18 protein-coding genes are annotated in these 17,702 nt (G+C 68.7%); 9 read left to right on the top strand and 9 right to left on the bottom strand.

Annotated features, from left to right (window positions below; all coding sequences use genetic code 11):
- Positions 1-4 precede the first annotated feature (4 nt).
- The 4 genes from sigM to trxA all read left to right on the top strand — a co-directional run bounded on the left by sigM (position 5) and on the right by trxA (position 3,181).
- Positions 5-730, top strand: coding sequence for an RNA polymerase sigma factor SigM (sigM, locus tag AC0665_RS15840; protein WP_478603045.1), 726 nt, complete (start codon positions 5-7; stop codon positions 728-730).
- On the top strand, positions 727-1,665 hold the full coding sequence (locus AC0665_RS15835) for an anti-sigma factor family protein (RefSeq protein ID WP_478603047.1): 939 nt from the start codon (positions 727-729) through the stop codon (positions 1,663-1,665). Before sigM ends, AC0665_RS15835 begins: the two co-directional genes overlap by 4 nt.
- 168 nt (positions 1,666-1,833) lie before the next feature.
- Positions 1,834-2,802: a thioredoxin-disulfide reductase gene (gene trxB / locus AC0665_RS15830; protein ID WP_363121448.1), complete on the top strand. Its 969-nt coding sequence runs from the start codon at positions 1,834-1,836 to the stop codon at positions 2,800-2,802.
- A 46-nt stretch (positions 2,803-2,848) separates the two neighbouring features.
- Positions 2,849-3,181: a thioredoxin gene (gene trxA, locus AC0665_RS15825; RefSeq protein WP_381451413.1), complete on the top strand. Its 333-nt coding sequence runs from the start codon at positions 2,849-2,851 to the stop codon at positions 3,179-3,181.
- Positions 3,182-3,271: 90 nt separating this feature from the next.
- Here the strand turns inward: trxA and AC0665_RS15820 are convergent, their stop codons facing one another.
- The 9 genes from AC0665_RS15820 to rpmH all read right to left on the bottom strand — a co-directional run bounded on the left by AC0665_RS15820 (position 3,272) and on the right by rpmH (position 10,239).
- On the bottom strand, positions 3,272-3,889 hold the full coding sequence (locus tag AC0665_RS15820; RefSeq protein ID WP_468634542.1) for a GNAT family N-acetyltransferase: 618 nt from the start codon (positions 3,887-3,889) through the stop codon (positions 3,272-3,274).
- Between the two features lie 321 nt (positions 3,890-4,210).
- Positions 4,211-5,311, bottom strand: coding sequence for a ParB/RepB/Spo0J family partition protein (locus tag AC0665_RS15815; protein ID WP_478705187.1), 1,101 nt, complete (start codon positions 5,309-5,311; stop codon positions 4,211-4,213).
- Positions 5,308-6,384: a ParA family protein gene (locus AC0665_RS15810; protein WP_468635135.1), complete on the bottom strand. Its 1,077-nt coding sequence runs from the start codon at positions 6,382-6,384 to the stop codon at positions 5,308-5,310. Before AC0665_RS15810 ends, AC0665_RS15815 begins: the two co-directional genes overlap by 4 nt.
- Before the next feature lie 289 nt (positions 6,385-6,673).
- Complete coding sequence (rsmG, locus tag AC0665_RS15805) at positions 6,674-7,390, bottom strand: 16S rRNA (guanine(527)-N(7))-methyltransferase RsmG (RefSeq protein WP_468408032.1); 717 nt, start codon at positions 7,388-7,390, stop codon at positions 6,674-6,676.
- A gap of 126 nt (positions 7,391-7,516) precedes the next feature.
- A complete protein-coding gene (locus tag AC0665_RS15800; protein WP_363121444.1) occupies positions 7,517-8,029 on the bottom strand; it encodes a Jag family protein in 513 nt (170 codons plus the stop codon).
- A gap of 15 nt (positions 8,030-8,044) precedes the next feature.
- Entirely contained in the window at positions 8,045-9,334 is a 1,290-nt protein-coding gene (gene yidC / locus AC0665_RS15795) for a membrane protein insertase YidC (RefSeq protein WP_468634548.1), read from the bottom strand.
- Positions 9,335-9,337: 3 nt separating this feature from the next.
- Positions 9,338-9,712 (bottom strand): membrane protein insertion efficiency factor YidD, encoded by a 375-nt coding sequence (gene yidD / locus AC0665_RS15790; RefSeq protein ID WP_363121442.1) that lies wholly within the window; start codon positions 9,710-9,712, stop codon positions 9,338-9,340.
- A complete protein-coding gene (gene rnpA / locus AC0665_RS15785) occupies positions 9,709-10,080 on the bottom strand; it encodes a ribonuclease P protein component (RefSeq protein ID WP_078615240.1) in 372 nt (123 codons plus the stop codon). The genes yidD and rnpA overlap by 4 nt, the downstream gene beginning before the upstream one ends.
- A 21-nt stretch (positions 10,081-10,101) precedes the next feature.
- Positions 10,102-10,239, bottom strand: a complete 138-nt coding sequence (gene rpmH / locus AC0665_RS15780; protein WP_005482975.1) for a 50S ribosomal protein L34 — start codon at positions 10,237-10,239, stop codon at positions 10,102-10,104.
- Positions 10,240-10,613: 374 nt separating this feature from the next.
- On the opposite strand from rpmH, the gene dnaA reads away from it, so the two are divergent.
- The 5 genes from dnaA to AC0665_RS15755 all read left to right on the top strand — a co-directional run bounded on the left by dnaA (position 10,614) and on the right by AC0665_RS15755 (position 17,620).
- On the top strand, positions 10,614-12,722 hold the full coding sequence (gene dnaA / locus AC0665_RS15775; RefSeq protein ID WP_478705186.1) for a chromosomal replication initiator protein DnaA: 2,109 nt from the start codon (positions 10,614-10,616) through the stop codon (positions 12,720-12,722).
- A 960-nt stretch (positions 12,723-13,682) separates the two neighbouring features.
- Positions 13,683-14,813: a DNA polymerase III subunit beta gene (dnaN, locus tag AC0665_RS15770; RefSeq protein ID WP_366049259.1), complete on the top strand. Its 1,131-nt coding sequence runs from the start codon at positions 13,683-13,685 to the stop codon at positions 14,811-14,813.
- 207 nt (positions 14,814-15,020) lie between these two features.
- The gene (gene gnd / locus AC0665_RS15765; RefSeq protein ID WP_468408039.1) at positions 15,021-15,896 is read left to right on the top strand and encodes a phosphogluconate dehydrogenase (NAD(+)-dependent, decarboxylating); all 876 of its coding nucleotides are present in this window, start codon (positions 15,021-15,023) and stop codon (positions 15,894-15,896) included.
- Between the two features lie 54 nt (positions 15,897-15,950).
- A complete protein-coding gene (recF, locus tag AC0665_RS15760; RefSeq protein WP_468408041.1) occupies positions 15,951-17,072 on the top strand; it encodes a DNA replication/repair protein RecF in 1,122 nt (373 codons plus the stop codon).
- Positions 17,069-17,620 carry a DciA family protein gene (locus AC0665_RS15755; RefSeq protein ID WP_468408043.1) on the top strand — a complete coding sequence of 184 codons (552 nt, stop codon included), beginning with the start codon at positions 17,069-17,071 and terminating at the stop codon, positions 17,618-17,620. Before recF ends, AC0665_RS15755 begins: the two co-directional genes overlap by 4 nt.
- Positions 17,621-17,702: the final 82 nt, after the last annotated feature.

Genomic DNA, 17,702 nt, shown 5'->3' with positions numbered 1-17,702 from the left:
TCCGATGGCAGACCGCACCGAGCACAGCGGTGCCAGTGATCAGGATCTCCTCGCACGGCACGTCGAAGGCGACCCGGACGCCTTCGGGGAGATCGTGCGGCGGCATCGCGACCGGCTCTGGGCGGTTGCCCTGCGCACGCTGGGGGACCGCGAGGAGGCCGCTGACGCCGTGCAGGACGCCCTCGTGTCCGCCTACCGGGCCGCCCACACCTTCCGGGGCCAGTCGGCCGTCACGACGTGGCTGCACAGGATCACGGTGAACGCCTGTCTGGACCGCGCCCGCAAGGCCGCCTCCCGGAAGACCTCTCCCGTCGACGACACCGAGCGCCTGGAGCAGTTGCTGGAGCCGCACGAGTCGGCCTCGGCCCCCGCCGAGCGCAACGACCTCCACCGGCAGCTCATCGAAGCGCTGGGGACCCTGCCGGCCGACCAGCGGGCCGCGCTCGTCCTGGTGGACATGCAGGGCTACCCGGTCGCCGAGGCAGCGCACATCCTCGACGTGCCGACCGGCACGGTGAAGAGCAGATGCGCGCGCGGACGGGCCAGACTCCTCCCGCTGCTCACCCATCTACGGCCCGACAGCAGCGGTGCGGGCAAGAACCCGGGCGGAGAACGGAACCGGACACAGCGGCCGCCCGTCCCACCCGCAGCGGGACCGCACCGAGCGCAACCGCCGGACACAGGACCGAACGACCCAGCCGCGGTGAAGGGCGGAGGTGGACGAGCGTGACGTCGACGACAGACATGGCCGGGCACCCGGACGTCGCTGAGATCTCCGACCTCGCCGAGGGCCTTCTCCCACCGTCCCGGACCACCGGCCTCCGGCGGCATCTGGACGAGTGCGAGCTCTGCGCGGACGTGTACACCTCCCTGGAGGAGATCCGCGGCCTGCTCGGCACGCTGCCGGGCCCGCCCCGTATGCCCGCCGATGTCGCGGGCCGCATCGATGCGGCACTCGCCGCCGAGGCGCTGCTGAACGCCAGCGGTCCCGAGTCCGCTGAGAGCCCGACGTCCACGGGTGATCCTCGCCTCGCGCACGAGGACGACAGTGGTGCTCATGTTTCACGTGAAACATCGCCGCCCGCCGACCGTCCTGCCGGCCGCCCCCGCTCCTCCACCACCGGCCCGGGCCGTAAGGGTCGCACGCGCCCCGGGCGTCGCAGGATCGCCGTCCTCGGAACCGTCTTCACGGCGGCTGCCCTGGGCCTGGGTTCCGTCCTGCTGTCCTCACTCGGTGACAACAAGCCGCCCCATGACACGGCGGGTGAACGGAAGGCCACCTCCGCGGACACCTTCTCCGAGGGGAAGCTGCGGGACCAGGTCACCGATCTCCTCGCCGAGAACAAGACCGGGAAGAAGACCGAAGAAGGCGGCGGCTCCCGCACCCCCTTCGGCGCCGCGACCGCGCCTGGCGCCAATCAGCACAAGGTCTTCAAGTCAGTGGTGGTGCCGGGCTGCGTCCGCGACGGCATCGGGCGGCAGGACGAGGCCCTGGCCACGGAGGACGGCACGTATCAAGGGAAGAAGGCGATCCTCGTCCTGCTTCCCGACGCTTCCGACGCCACCCGGGTCACCGCCTACATCGTGGATGCCACCTGTGTGGATCACGCGGCATCAGGCGCTGCCGGCAAGGTGCTCCTGGAGCGCAGCTACCCGTCCACCTGAGCAAGCGCTTCGACTTGCCCGATGAGGTCACCTGACGGTGCCGTATCCCCGTGTGCGCGGACACAGCGGGAATGCGCGCCCCTTAGGATCCGTTGGGTGGGGTGAGAGCTCCTCTGGGAGAAGCTCCCACCGGTCGAACGACGCAGTCCAGAGACGAGGAATCCAGCCGTGAGCGACGTCCGTAACGTGATCATCATCGGCTCCGGGCCCGCCGGCTACACGGCGGCGCTCTACACCGCGCGCGCGTCGCTGAAGCCACTGGTGTTCGAGGGCGCCGTCACCGCGGGTGGTGCGCTCATGAACACCACCGAGGTCGAGAACTTCCCGGGCTTCCAGGACGGCATCATGGGCCCCGAGCTCATGGACAACATGCGCGCCCAGTCGGAGCGCTTCGGTGCCGAGCTCGTTCCGGACGACATCGTGGCCGTCGACCTGAGCGGTGAGATCAAGACCGTCACGGACACGGCCGGTACCGTGCACCGGGCCAAGGCCGTCATCGTGGCCACCGGCTCGCAGCACCGCAAGCTCGGCCTGCCGAACGAGGACGCCCTCTCCGGTCGTGGCGTGTCCTGGTGTGCCACCTGTGACGGCTTCTTCTTCAAGGACCAGGACATCGCCGTGATCGGTGGCGGCGACACCGCGATGGAGGAGGCCACCTTCCTTTCGCGGTTTGCCAAGTCGGTGACCATCGTCCACCGCCGTGACACGCTGCGCGCCTCCAAGGCCATGCAGGAGCGTGCCTTCGCCGACCCGAAGATCTCGTTCGTCTGGGACAGCGAGGTCGCCGAGATCCAGGGCGACCCGAAGCTCTCCGGTCTGAAGCTGCGCAACCTCAAGACCGGTGAGATCTCGGACCTGCCCGTGACCGGACTGTTCATCGCCATCGGACACGACCCGCGCACCGAGCTCTTCAAGGGCCAGCTCGACCTGGACGAAGAGGGGTACCTGAAGGTGGACGCGCCGTCGACGCGCACGAACCTCACGGGTGTCTTCGCTGCCGGTGACGTGGTCGATCACACCTACCGCCAGGCGATCACCGCGGCCGGCACCGGCTGCTCTGCGGCTCTCGACGCCGAGCGCTACCTTGCCGCCCTGGCGGACGAGGAGCAGGCCGAGCCCGAGAAGACCGCTGTCTGACCCCCTCCCTACCCGCCCCACGCACCAACCAGTTAAGGAGCCCGCCGTGGCCGGCACCCTGAAGAATGTGACCGACGACTCGTTCGAGCAGGACGTCCTCAAGAGCGACAAGCCCGTTCTGGTGGACTTCTGGGCCGCCTGGTGCGGTCCCTGCCGCCAGATCGCGCCGTCCCTCGAGGCGATCGCTGCCGAGTACGGCGACAAGATCGAGATCGTCAAGCTGAACATCGACGAGAACCCGGGTACGGCCGCCAAGTACGGCGTCATGTCCATCCCGACCCTGAACGTCTACCAGAGTGGCGAGGTCGCCAAGACCATCGTGGGCGCGAAGCCGAAGGCCGCGATCGTTCGCGACCTGGAGGAGTTCATCGCCGAGTGAACCGGCGCGGCCGTCGCATCGACGGTGCACGTTTCACGTGAAACACGAATGGGCCAGCCCGGAAGGGCTGGCCCATTCGTTTGCCTGCGGCTACAACGGCCGGAGCGCCGGCTCCTTCTGCACCGCTCCCAGGAGGCGGTCCAACGCCATCTCGACGTCTTCCTTCCAGGAGAGCGTCGACCGCAGTTCCAGCCTCAGACGGGGGTGGACGGGGTGCTGGCGAACCGTCTTGAACCCCACCGCCAGGAGATGGTCGGCGGGCAGGACACAGGCTGGTTCCTTCCAACGCGCGTCCCCGAAGGCCTCGATCGCTTTGAAGCCCCGCCTCAGCAGATCCTTGGCCACCGTCTGAACCATCACCCGGCCCAGGCCCTGCCCCTGGTAGCCGGGGACGATGAACGCGGTCATCAGCTGCACCGCATCGGGCGAGACAGGACTCGTGGGGAACGCCGTGGAACGCGGGACATAGGCGGGGGGAGCGTAGAGCACGTAGCCCACCGGCACGTCGTCGACGTACACAACTCGCCCGCAAGATCCCCAGTCCAGAAGGACCGCCGAGATCCAGGCTTCCTTTTCCGAGTCGGACGTGCCTCCCTTTACCGCTGCCTCACCGCTGACCGGATCGAGTTCCCAGAAGACACACGAGCGACAACGCCTGGGAAGGTCCTGGAGGTTGTCCAGTGTGAGCGGTACGAGCCGGCGGCCCATGACGGCTGATCCTCGCTTCCTTCGCCCGCCGCCGCGTCGCGGGCGGCTGTCAGAGCGCTCCGTTCCTTGAGGAGGCTGCCGATGAAACCACCGACGGCTCCCAGCCCCAAACCGGCACTCATCAGTCCGGTGCGGCTCATGGATCGCATGGCCCCTGCCTCCCTCTCAGAGGTGCTGCCAAGTCGTTGCGCCGTACCCGAACCGCATCGTATCCACGATGCGATTTCCTCGATACCGCCAAAAAGGAAAGAGCGGACCTCGTTCCGGCACACACCGGACGCGGCCCGCTCTTTCGCAGATTCACCAGAGGCCCCTGGAGACTCAGGACTCGCTCTCCTCGGAGTCACTCTCCAGCAGACTCTTCTGCAGGACCGGCCCCTCGCCCGGAGCGAGGGAACCGAGGATCCGCTCCAGATCTTCCATCGAGGCGAACTCGACGGTGATCTTGCCCTTCTTCTGCCCCAGGTCGACCTTCACGCGGGTCTCGAAACGGTCCGAGAGACGCGTAGCGAGATCGGACAGCGCGGGAGAGACCCGGGCACCGGCACGCGGACCCTTGTGCTTCTGGGCCTTCTGAGGCCGCGACCCCATCAGCGTCACGATCTCTTCGACGGCCCGCACCGAAAGGCCCTCGGCCACGATGCGGTGGGCCAGCCGGTCCTGCTCCTCCGAGTCCTCGACGGAGAGCAGCGCCCGCGCGTGTCCGGCGGAGAGCACTCCGGCGGCGACACGGCGCTGCACGGCCGGCGACAGTTTCAGCAGACGCAAGGTGTTGGACACCTGCGGACGGGATCGTCCGATGCGGTCCGCCAGCTGGTCGTGCGTGCAGCTGAAGTCCCTCAGCAACTGGTCGTAGGCGGCTGCCTCTTCCAGAGGGTTCAGCTGAGCCCGGTGCAGGTTCTCCAGCAGGGCGTCCAGAAGGAGCTTCTCGTCCTCCGTGGCCCGGACGATCGCCGGGATCGCCTCCAGCCCCGCCTCGCGACAGGCCCGCCAGCGGCGCTCACCCATGATGAGCTCATAGCGGGAGGGACCCACCTGCCGTACGACGACCGGCTGGAGGAGCCCGACTTCCTTGATGGAGGTGATGAGCTCGGACAGCGCGTCCTCGTCGAAGACCTCACGCGGCTGCCGCGGGTTCGGCGTGATGGAGTCCAGGGGGATCTCGGCGAAGTGCGCACCGATGGGCGCCGCAGGCGCGACGGGAGCACTCGGCTGCGTCGGCTCCTCTGTTTCACGTGAAACGGTCGGCAGCGTAGCCACCTTCGCCGCGGCCACCCCGCGATCGGTCAATGCAGGCACGGCCGCGGGAGACGCGGAAGCAGCGCCCCCGGCCGCAGCAGCCTGGGCCACCGACTTCTCCGTCGGCGCAGCAGGGATCAGTGCGCCGAGACCACGGCCCAGCCCCCTCCGTCGCTCGCTCACTGAATGCCCTCCACCATGCTCGGGTCGTTCTGTTGTGCGCCGATGTGGGCGTGCGTCGCGTCATAGCTGATGCCGACACCCTTCAGCGCGATCTCTCGTGCCGCCTCAAGGTAGGAGAGGGCACCGCTCGATCCAGGATCGTAGGTCAGTACCGTCTGCCCATAACTCGGCGCCTCGGAGATACGGACGGATCGGGGGATGCTCGTCCGCAGTACCTCGTCGCCGAAGTGGGTGCGCACCTCGTCGGCGACCTGAGACGCGAGGCGCGTCCGGCCGTCGTACATGGTGAGCAGGATGGTCGACACATGCAGGTCGGGGTTGAGGTGCCCCCGTACCAGGTCGACATTGCGCAGCAACTGCCCGAGACCTTCCAGCGCGTAGTACTCGCACTGAATCGGGATCAGGACCTCCTGGCCCGCGACGAGCGCGTTGACCGTCAGCAGACCGAGGGAGGGCGGGCAGTCGATGAGGATGTAGTCCAGCGGCTGCTCGTACGCCTGGATCGCACGCTGAAGGCGGCTCTCCCGCGCCACCAGCGACACCAGCTCGATCTCCGCACCGGCGAGATCGATCGTGGCGGGGGCGCAGAAGAGGCCCTCGACATCCGGCACCGGCTGGACGACTTCGGAGAGAGGCCTGCTGTCCACCAACACGTCGTAGATGGACGGGACTTCGGCGTGGTGGTCGATACCCAGCGCGGTGGAGGCATTGCCCTGGGGGTCGAGGTCGACCACGAGGACCCGGCCGCCGTGCAGGGCCAGCGACGCGGCAAGGTTGACGGTCGTCGTCGTCTTGCCCACACCGCCCTTCTGGTTGGCGACCACCATGATTCGGGTCTGCTCGGGCCGTGGCAGGCCCTCACCGGCTCGGCCCAGAGCCTCCACCGCCAGTTGGGCAGCACGACCGATGGGAGTGTCGTCCATCGGAGGCGGTGTTTCACGTGAAACATCCGCCCCCATCGACTCGGTTCGGGGACCGGGGACCGGATCGGTCATCGGTCCCGCGATGTTGGCGTCGGACCGCAAGGATTCACTCTCCTCGACTTCAGGCTCGCAATGAACAGAGCCTCCCATGTCTTCGGGGTCGTGAACCAGTGAGGCCTGGCGTTCTGTGGAGAAATCCACCTCTGTGGATACCTCTGGTCCCTCATCGAGTGAACCGAGAGGCTTTCGGTCGCGGGGTTCGGCCGCAGCGCGGCCACGACTGATGATGCCGTGCAGCAGTGAGCGACGTTTCACGTGAAACACGATGCACAGCAGCCGTGGCCGAATTGTCGCGACACTCCGGCATGCATAGGTTTGGCAGCTTGTGTGGAGTACGTCTCGTCCTCAGGACGGATCAGCGCCGTCGGACGGCAGCCGCTCAGCGTCGACGGCGCGTCCGCCCCGTGCGAGCCGCCTTGGCGCGCTTCGCGGCGAAGCGCACCCCGCCCGGGCTCTCCCCGACCTCGACCCGCACGACGGTGGACATCGGATCCACCACGCCTTCACCCACATGCAGGATGGACGTCTCCACCGCACCCAGCTTGCTCAGTGCCACCGACGCGCTCTTCAGCTCCTCCTCGGCGGTGTCGCCCTTCAGTGCGAGCATCTCTCCGTACGGCCGCAGCAGCGGGATGCCCCAGGTGGCGAGCCGGTCGAGCGGCGCGACCGCCCGGGCCGTCACCACATGGACCGGCTGGATCTTGCCCATGACCTCCTCGGCCCGGCCCCGCATGACGGTCACATGATCGAGGCCGAGCAGCTCGACGACCTCGGTGAGGAAGTTGGTGCGCCGCAGCAGCGGCTCCAGAAGCGTGATCTTCAGGTCGGTGCGGACCAGCGCCAGCGGAATGCCGGGGAGACCGGCACCCGAGCCGACATCGCACACCGTCACACTCTCGGGCACGACCTCGGAGAGCACCGCACAGTTCAGCAGGTGCCGCTCCCACAGACGCGGCACTTCACGCGGGCCGATGAGACCGCGCTGCACGCCCGCCTCAGCGAGCAGCTCGGCGTACCGCACCGCATCCGCGAAGCGGTCACCGAACACCGCGCGCGCCTGCTCGGGCGCGGGGGGAAGCTCCGCTGCCTCCGTCACGGGGGGACCGTCCTTCCGTACCGCGTCAGCGCACCCGGCGCCGACACCTGAACCACCAGAACTATCAGGCTGACAAAGTTCGGCCCCGCCTGCGCAACAGACGGGGCCGGAGAACGTAGAGGCCGGTCAGGCGGGCAGCACGACGACGAAGCGCTGCGGCTCCTCGCCCTCGGACTCGCTGCGCAGCCCCGCGGCCTTGACCGCGTCGTGCACGACCTTGCGCTCGAAGGGGGTCATCGGCTTCAGCTTCACGGCCTGACCGCTGCTCCTGGCCTCCGCGGCGGCCTTGGCGCCCAGCTCGGACAGCTCCGAACGCTTCTCGGCCCGGTATCCCGCGATGTCGAGCATCAGACGGCTGCGGTCACCGGTCTCCCGGTGCACGGCCAGACGAGTGAGCTCCTGGAGCGCCTCCAGCACCTCACCGTCACGACCGACCAGCTTCTGCAGATCACGGCCACCCGTGTCGCTGATGATCGAGACGGAGGCACGGTCGGCCTCGACGTCCATGTCGATGTCGCCGTCCAGGTCGGCGATGTCGAGCAGACCCTCCAGGTAGTCCGCCGCGATCTCGCCTTCCTGCTCCAGGCGAGTCAGGGTGTCTGCACCCTCGGCAGCGGCGGAGGTGGTGCCTTCCGTCACGGGATGGACTCCTTCTTACTTCTTGGACGGGGACTTGGGCCGCTGCGGGCCCTTGCGCTGTCCGGACTGGGCCTTGCTGCGGGTACCGCCGGCGGGCTTCGCACCGCCCTTGCTGGCGGCCGACGCGGGCTTGGCGTCCTCGGGCTCGTCGGCCTTGGTCAGCGACGTCTTCGGCTCGGTCTCACCGGCCGCCTTGGCGCCGGCCGGCCCACCGTGCTGACGCCGCGACTTGCTCTGCCGCTTGGGCTGCTGGCGCTTCGGGGTACCGGCGGCGGTGGTCGGCGAACCGTCCTCGGCCTGCGCCACGGCGGCGGTGTCGCTCTTGATCACGGTGCCGTCGGCCTGGGCGGCGAGGCCGGCCTTGCTCAGGCCGTTGATGAACTTGCGCTCGAACTCGTTGCGGTCGCGGCCCTTGGCGACGATGGCCTTGACGATCACCCGGTCGCGGCGCTTGCCGACCTTGTGGTGCTGCGTGACGTGCTTGGCGAGGCGCTCGAGATAGGCGGCCTGCGCCTTGGAGCCCGGGGTCGGGTTGTTGTGGATGACGTACATCTGCTGGCCCATGGTCCACACGTTGGTGGTCAGCCAGTAGACGAGGACACCGACCGGGAAGTTGATGCCGAAGACGGCGAACATGACCGGGAAGACGTACATCAGCATCTTCTGCTGCTGCATGAACGGGGTCTTCACCGTGGTGTCGACGTTCTTCGTCATCAGCTGGCGCTGGGTGAAGAACTGCGACGCCGACATCAGGACGATCATGATGGCGGTGACCACGCGCACGTCGGTGATGGTGGCACCGAGTGCTTCCACCTTCGATGCGCTGTCGGTGAACTTGGCCGCCAGCGGCGCACCGACGATGTGGGCCTTCTGGGCGCTCTCCAGCAGGCTCTTGTTGATCACGCCGATGGTGTCGCCGGAGGCGATGGCGTTGAGCACGTGGTACAGCGCGAAGAAGAAGGGGGACTGCGCCAGGATGGGAAGGCACGAGGAGAGCGGGTTGGTACCCGTCTCCTTGTACAGCTTCATCATCTCTTCGGACTGACGCTGCTTGTCGTTCTTGTAGCGCTCCTGGATCTTCTTCATCTCGGGCTGGAGCGTCTGCATGGCCCGGGTCGCCTTGATCTGCTTCACGAAGAGCGGGATCAGGCAGATACGGATCAGGATCACCAGGGACACGATCGACAGGCCCCAGGCCCAACCGGTGTCAGGGCCGAAGAGGGCGCCGTACACCGAATGGAACTGGACGATGACCCAGGAGACGGGTGTGGTGATGAAGCTGAAGAGGCTGGCAATCGTGTCCACTAATCATGCTCCTTGGGCATGGGACGGTGTCTCTGCGGCCGGGCTCGAAGGACTCGACGGACTTGTGGGAGAAGTCTGTCCTTCGCTGGCCGGTCCGGCGGCGGAGGGCCCGCCCTTGCGTGCACGCCACGCGTTGCGCAGCATTTCGTGCCACCGCGGGCGCTTGCGCGGCGGGACATGGTCCACACCGCCCAGCGACCACGGATTGCACCGCAGGATGCGCCAGGCCGTGAGTGCCGTTCCCTTGACGGCACCATGCCGGTCGATGGCCGTGAAGCCGTAGTGGGAGCACGACGGGTAGTACTTGCAGACCGGCCCGAGCAGGGGACTGATCGTCCACTGGTAGAGCTTGATCAGAGCCAGCAGCGGGTACTTCATCGCGCGCCCCCTCCCAGCAACCGCTGGAGAGCGGCATCCAGGTCTCGGGCCAGCTGTGCATGGTCGGCGTCGCCCGATCCGGGCAGCGCTCGTACGACTACCAGGCTACCGGGGGGCAGCTGGGCGACTCGCTCGCGCATCAGGTGGCGAAGCCTGCGCTTGACCTTGTTCCGCACGACCGCGCCGCCCACGGCTTTGCTCACGACGAAACCCGCACGCGTCGGGGGAGCGCTCTCCCCAGGCGCGTGCGGGTCCGTGGAACCGCTCCGTAGATGGACGACCAGGAGCGGGCGTCCGGCCCGGCGTCCTCGTCGTACCGCGGTCGCGAAGTCCTCGCGCCGCCTCAGCCGATGCTCGGTAGGCAGCACGACGTCATGACCTGATCAGGATCAGGCGGACAGGCTGGCGCGACCCTTGCTGCGGCGGTTCGCGAGAATCGCGCGACCGGCACGGGTGCGCATCCGCAGGCGGAAGCCGTGGGTCTTCGCGCGGCGACGGTTGTTCGGCTGGAAGGTGCGCTTGCTCACTCGGGGGCTCCAGAGAAAATCGGTAGTTGCGGGGTGCCGTCCTGGCTGTCACCGTGCGCCCACGAGTAGCTCGCAGTTACGCCCGAGTGCACCGCTGACCGATCACCCAAATGATCTGTGCCCATCGGAGGCAGGCGGCAGCAGCCATCGACAACTCGACCTGGTTACGGTACGCGCGGCTACGCCATCCGGTCAAACCAGGAGTCGCCGGGAGACACTTGTCCACAGGCTGGGGACAACAACTTGAACCGTACCGGCCGCCCTGACTACCGTGACGGAACTCCGATTCGTTCCCTTATCCCTGCCCCACCCGATTTACATCCCGAGCCGTCCCAGAACCACACGTTCGTGGGACCTGTGAGAGAGCGTGCCCTGTGGCTGACGTACCTGCCGATCTTGCCGCAGTGTGGCCACGCGTATTGGAGCAGCTCCTCGGGGAGGGCCGCGGCCAAGGGGTCGAAGGGAAGGACGAGCACTGGATCCGGCGCTGCCAGCCCCTCGCGCTGGTCGCGGACACCGCCCTGCTCGCCGTGCCGAACGAGTTCGCGAAGGGCGTACTGGAGGGTCGTCTCGCGCCGATCGTCAGCGAGACCCTGAGCCGCGAGTGCGGCCGCCCGATCCGGATCGCGATCACCGTCGACGACTCCGCGGGCGACCCGCCGGCCCCAGCGGCACCCCAGGCACGCCCTCAGTCGCGCTACGAGGAGCACGAGCTTCCCGCCACCCGCCAGGAGCGCGACGGCTACGACCGTCAGGACCGCGACGCCTACGAGCGGCAGGAGCGTGAGGGGTACGAGCGCCAGGAGCGCGACTACGAACGCAAGGACCGCGACGGTTACGAGGGGTACGGCCGCCACCGGGCCGACCAGCCGCCCGGGCCGTCCGGCCCGTCCGGCGACCAGCTTCCGCCTACGCGCGCAGACCAGCTGCCCACGGCCCGTCCCGCGTACCCCTCCGAATACCAGCGTCCCGAGCCGGGCGCCTGGCCGCGGCCGGCGCAGCAGGACGAGTACGGCTGGCAGCAGCAGCGCCTCGGCTTCCCCGAGCGGGACCCGTACGCGTCACCCGGGCAGGACTCGTACGGCTCCCAGGACGCCTACAACCCGCAGCAGGACTCCTACGGCCCCGGACCTCAGGACGCCTACGGGTCGAAGGACGCGTACGGATCCAAGGACTCCTACGGCGGCCCGCCCTCCAAGGACTCCTACGGCTCATCGCAGGACTACCGCCCGCAGCCCATGGAGCGCCCCTCCTACGACAAGCCGCGATCCGACTACGAGACGTCGCGCGGCGACTACGACCAGCGGGACGGGCGCCGCGAGCTGCCCGATCCGCCGGCCGGCTCGGGCCACGTCCACCGGGGCGGTCCGGTCGGGCCGAACCTGCCCACCACGGGTGCGCCCGGCCCGCTGGCCGCGCAGCCCGCGCCGGCGACCGGCCCCGGTGAGCCCACCGCGCGACTGAACCCGAAGTACCTCTTCGACACGTTCGTCATCGGCGCCTCCAACCGCTTCGCCCACGCGGCCGCGGTCGCCGTCGCCGAGGCACCGGCGAAGGCCTACAACCCCTTGTTCATCTACGGGGAGTCCGGGCTCGGCAAGACGCACCTGCTGCACGCGATCGGGCACTACGCGCGCAGCCTCTACCCGGGCACGCGCGTGCGCTACGTGAGCTCGGAGGAGTTCACCAACGAGTTCATCAACTCCATCCGCGACGGCAAGGGCGACAGCTTCCGCAAGCGCTACCGCGAGATGGACATCCTGCTGGTCGACGACATCCAGTTCCTGGCGGACAAGGAGTCGACGCAGGAGGAGTTCTTCCACACCTTCAACACCCTGCACAACGCGAACAAGCAGATCGTGCTGTCCTCGGACCGGCCGCCGAAGCAGCTGGTCACCCTGGAGGACCGGCTGCGCAACCGCTTCGAGTGGGGACTGATCACCGACGTCCAGCCGCCCGAGCTGGAGACGCGGATCGCGATCCTGCGCAAGAAGGCGGTGCAGGAGCAGCTGAACGCGCCGCCGGAGGTGCTGGAGTTCATCGCGTCCCGGATCTCGCGCAACATCCGTGAGCTGGAGGGCGCGCTGATCCGGGTCACGGCGTTCGCCTCGCTCAACCGGCAGCCGGTGGATCTGGGGCTGACGGAGATCGTCCTGAAGGACCTCATCCCCGGCGGCGACGACTCGGCGCCCGAGATCACGTCGACGGCCATCATGGGCGCGACGGCGGACTACTTCGGGCTGACCGTCGAGGACCTGTGCGGCACCTCGCGCGGCCGCGCCCTCGTCACCGCCCGCCAGATCGCCATGTATCTGTGCCGTGAGCTGACGGACCTGTCGCTGCCGAAGATCGGCGCGCTGTTCGGCGGCCGCGACCACACCACGGTCATGCACGCGGACCGCAAGATCCGCAATCTGATGGCCGAGCGCCGCTCCATCTACAACCAGGTCACGGAGCTGACCAACCGCATCAAGAACGGCTGACGACGACGGCGGACAGCCGCCGAGGGCGCTCCCGGAGGGATCCGGGAGCGCCCTTCTCGTGTCCCGGCGCGTCGGTGCCACGGGCCCGGTTCCGGGCGCTGCCGCGGCCGTGCGGCCGGGTTTCCGAGCTCCGGCGGCGCGTTACCGGCCCCCGCCTCGCACACCGGGCCGCAACCTTGTGTTCGATTCATCGCCGGGTTACGGCCTCCCTCCACAGATTCGGTGACTTTCTGCCGTCCACAGACTGGGGACCGGGGAGTTGTCCAGATAGTGTCCACAGCCGCCGCTGTTGAAAGACCATCAGACCAGCTCAGCTGGTTGTGGATTGGTGGACGAAGGATCTCCACAGGCTGTGGACGAAGGATTGATCCACAGGCTGTGCACCGAGTTGTCCACCGGCCGCCCACAGGCTGGGGGCGGTTGTCCCCAGCGATCGGCCGCTTCTCCACATGCCTGTCCACTGTTCGGCAACCCGACGCGCCTCCTCACCGGGTCGAGTGAAAGGCGTCACACGAAGGTGCCGGGTTGGTCTGTGGGAAACGTGGGTAAACCTGGGGACGGCACTGGGGAGAACTCGCCCCTTCCTGTGCACGGCGTGTGCAGAACTTTCTGTTCTCCACAGATACGCCCGGTTGTCCACCGCCTCCACCCACAGGGCCCGTGGACAAAATTCCTGCCCTGAGCTGGGCAAACGAGGTTATCCACGGTATCCACAGGCCCTACTACTACTCCCGACTAGAGAGAGCTGGGAATCCGTTTCGAAGGGGGTCCTGTGCACAACTCGCTCTTCGGTGCCCGGCAGCCCCTCGTCACGACTTGACCCCGAGAGGCACCTACTGTCAGTGCGGTGCGTCAGACTGGTCCCCGGTGTCCTCCCCCTCACCGGGACCGTCGACACCGAGACAGACGACGAGGGCCAGGCAGAGCGAGAAGCGCCGGCAACAGCAGGAGGCGGCAACAGTGAAGATCCGGGTGGAACGCGACGTACTCGCGGAGGCAGTGGCCTGGGCGGCACGCAGCCTCCCGGCCCGTCCGCCGGCGCCTGTCCTCGCCGGCCTGCTGCTGAAGGCCGAGGACGGCCAGCTGAGCCTGTCCAGCTTCGACTACGAGGTCTCCGCGCGGGTCTCCGTGGAGGCCGAGGTCGACGAGGAGGGCACGGTCCTGGTCTCCGGCCGCCTGCTCGCGGACATCTGCCGGGCGCTCCCCAACCGGCCGGTGGAGATTTCCACAGACGGTGTACGGGCGACCGTGGTCTGCGGCTCCTCCCGGTTCACACTCCACACCCTGCCTGTGGAGGAGTACCCGGCCCTGCCCCAGATGCCGAACGCGACGGGCACGGTCCCCGGCGAGGTCTTCGCCTCCGCCGCCGCCCAGGTGGCCATCGCGGCAGGCCGTGACGACACGCTGCCCGTCCTCACCGGTGTCCGCATCGAGATCGAGGGCGACACCGTCACGCTGGCGTCCACCGACCGCTACCGCTTCGCGGTCCGCGAGTTCCTGTGGAAGCCGGAGAACCCGGAGGCCTCCGCGGTCGCCCTGGTGCCCGCCAAGACGCTTCTGGACACCGCCAAGGCCCTCACCAGCGGCGACCAGGTGATCCTGGCGCTGTCCGGCTCGGGCGCCGGCGAGGGCCTGATCGGCTTCGAGGGTGCGGGGCGCCGTACGACGACCCGGCTGCTGGAGGGCGACCTCCCGAAGTACCGCACGCTGTTCCCGACGGAGTTCAACAGCATCGCCGTCATCGAGACCGCCCCCTTCGTGGAGGCCGTCAAGCGTGTGGCCCTGGTCGCCGAGCGCAACACCCCGGTGCGGCTGAGCTTCGAGCAGGGCGTGCTCATCCTGGAGGCCGGCTCCAGCGACGACGCACAGGCTGTGGAAAGGGTTGACGCCCAGCTGGAGGGCGACGACATCTCGATCGCCTTCAACCCGACCTTCCTGCTGGACGGTCTGAGCGCCATCGACTCCCCGGTGGCCCAGCTGTCCTTCACGACGTCCACCAAGCCCGCGCTGCTCAGCGGCAGGCCGGCGCTGGACGCCGAGGCGGACGAGGCCTACAAGTACCTGATCATGCCGGTGCGCCTCAGCGGCTGAGCCCGCCCGGGGGCCGGTGAGCCTCTGGGGATCACCGGCGGTTGTCCACAGGCTGAGGACAAACCCGCAGGTGAGGGCGTACGAGTGAGCGCGTATGCCCACAGATGTGCGCGAGCGTCCGGGTTTAGGCTCGGACGCGGGTACGAGAGTGCCTCGCGGTACGCACGTGCCGCCACGCCACGTCGCAGAACCTAAGGAACACAACTGATGGAGCTCGGTCTCGTCGGCCTCGGCAAGATGGGCGGCAACATGCGCGAGCGGATCCGCCGCGCAGGTCACACCGTCCTCGGATACGACCGCAACCCGGACCTCGCCGATGTCCACAGCCTGGAAGAACTGGTGGGCAAGCTCAGCGGCCCGCGGGTGATCTGGGTGATGGTCCCGGCCGGTGAGGCCACGCAGACCACGATCGACCGGCTCGCCGAGCTGCTGGAGCCCGGGGACGTCGTCGTGGACGGTGGCAACTCCCGCTGGACCGACGACGAGAAGCACGCCGGGGAGCTGGCGGCCAAGGGCATCGGATTCGTCGACTGCGGTGTCTCCGGCGGCGTCTGGGGCCTGGAGAACGGCTACGCGCTGATGTACGGCGGCGACAAGGAGAACGTCGCCAAGGTGCAGCCGGTCTTCGACGCCCTCAAGCCGGAGGGCGACTTCGGCTCGGTGCACGCCGGCAAGGTCGGCGCCGGCCACTTCGCGAAGATGGTCCACAACGGCATCGAGTACGCGATGATGCAGGCTTACGCCGAGGGCTGGGAGCTCCTGGAGAAGGTCGACTCCGTGACCGACGTCCGGGAGGTCTTCCGCTCCTGGCAGGAGGGCACGGTCATCCGCTCCTGGCTGCTCGACCTCGCGGTCAACGCGCTCGACGAGGACGAGCACCTCGACGAGCTGCGGGGTTATGCACAGGACTCCGGCGAGGGACGCTGGACTGTGGAGGCGGCCATCGACAACGCGGTGCCGCTGCCGGCGATCACCGCGTCGCTGTTCGCGCGGTTCGCCTCCCGCCAGGAGGACTCGCCCCAGATGAAGATGATCGCGGCGCTGCGGAACCAGTTCGGCGGCCACGCGGTCGAGAAGAAGTAGTCCACAGGGCTGTACGGCAGTCCACAACCGTCCGGGGAGGTCGGCGAAACGACCATGCACGTCACGCATCTGTCGCTGGCCGACTTCCGCTCGTACCCCCGGGTCGAGGTCCCGCTCGACCCCGGGGTGACGGCCTTCGTCGGGCCGAACGGGCAGGGCAAGACCAACCTCGTCGAGGCCGTCGGCTATCTCGCCACCCTCGGCAGCCACCGGGTCTCCTCCGACGCCCCCCTGGTCCGCATGGGCGCCGAGCGCGCGATCATCCGGGCCCAGGTCCGCCAGGGCGAACGGCAGCAGCTCATCGAGCTGGAGATCAACCCGGGGCGCGCCAACCGCGCCCGCATCAACAGGTCCTCGCAGGTCAGGCCGCGTGACGTGCTGGGGATCGTGCGGACCGTGCTGTTCGCGCCGGAGGATCTCGCCCTGGTCAAGGGCGACCCCGGTGAGCGGCGTCGTTTCCTCGACGAGCTGATCACCGCGCGCTCGCCGCGCATGGCCGGGGTCCGCTCCGACTACGACCGGGTCCTCAAGCAGCGCAACACCCTCCTGAAGTCGGCCGCCCTGGCCCGGCGGCACGGCGGCCGCACCATGGACATGTCCACCCTGGACGTGTGGGACCAGCACCTCGCCCGCGCGGGCGCCGAGCTGCTCGCCCAGCGTCTGGACCTGATCGCCACGATCCAGCCACTGGCCGACAAGGCCTATGAGCAACTCGCCCCCGGAGGCGGCCCGATCGCGCTGGAGTACAAGCCCTCGGCGCCGGGGGAGGCACATACCCGCGAGGACCTCTTCGAGCAGCTGATGGCCGCGCTCGCCGAGGCCCGCAAGCAGGAGATCGAGCGCGGTGTCACCCTGATCGGCCCGCACCGGGACGACCTCCTGCTCAAGCTCGGCCAGCTGCCGGCCAAGGGCTATGCCTCCCACGGCGAGTCCTGGTCCTACGCGCTGGCGCTGCGCCTGGCCTCGTACGACCTGCTCAGGGCGGAGGGCAACGAGCCGGTGCTGGTGCTCGACGACGTCTTCGCCGAGCTGGACACCCGCCGCCGTGAGCGTCTCGCCGAGCTGGTCGCGCCCGGCGAGCAGGTCCTGGTGACGGCCGCGGTCGACGACGACGTACCGCATGTGCTGTCGGGGACGCGGTTCGCCGTGTCCGAGGGGACGGTGGAGCGCGTATGACGGAGAACACACCCGGCGCGTCCCGGCCCGCCCAGCCCTCCGGAGCCCCCGAGCCCTCCGGAGTCGACCTCGCGCGCGTGGCGCTGCGCGCCGCCAAGGAGGCCGCACGCGCGCGGGGAGACGCGGCGCAGCAGAAGAAGCAGGCGCGCCGCGGCGGTCTGCGCTCCGGCGCGCGCGCCGACGGGCGCGATCCCATGGCGCTCGGCTCGGCGATCAACCGGCTGATCACCGAGCGCGGCTGGGAGGCGCCGGCCGCGGTGGGGGGTGTGATGGGCCGCTGGCCGCAGATCGTCGGCGAGGACGTGGCCAAGCACTGCGTACCGGAGAAGTACGACGAGGACGAGTGCGTCCTGGTGGTGCGCTGCGACTCGACGGCGTGGGCGACGAACCTCCGGCTGCTCGCGCCCACGCTGGTCGCGCGCCTGAACGAGGACCTGGGGCACGGCAGGGTGAAGCTGATCAAGGTGCAGGGCCCGGCCGGTCCCGCGCGCCGCTTCGGTCCGCTGCGCGCCCCCGGCAGCACCGGTCCGGGCGACACCTACGGCTGAGCGGCACCGGTTTCCCACCTGTCGACAGCACGTGACTGACTTCACATCAAGGGCTTCCTTCCGCTCTTTCGGAGCGTCGGCG

The organism is Streptomyces sp. NPDC043685, assembly GCF_056436585.1.
The sequence above is the reverse complement of the archived record's forward strand: the minus strand, read 5'-3'. Positions and strand labels throughout refer to the sequence as shown.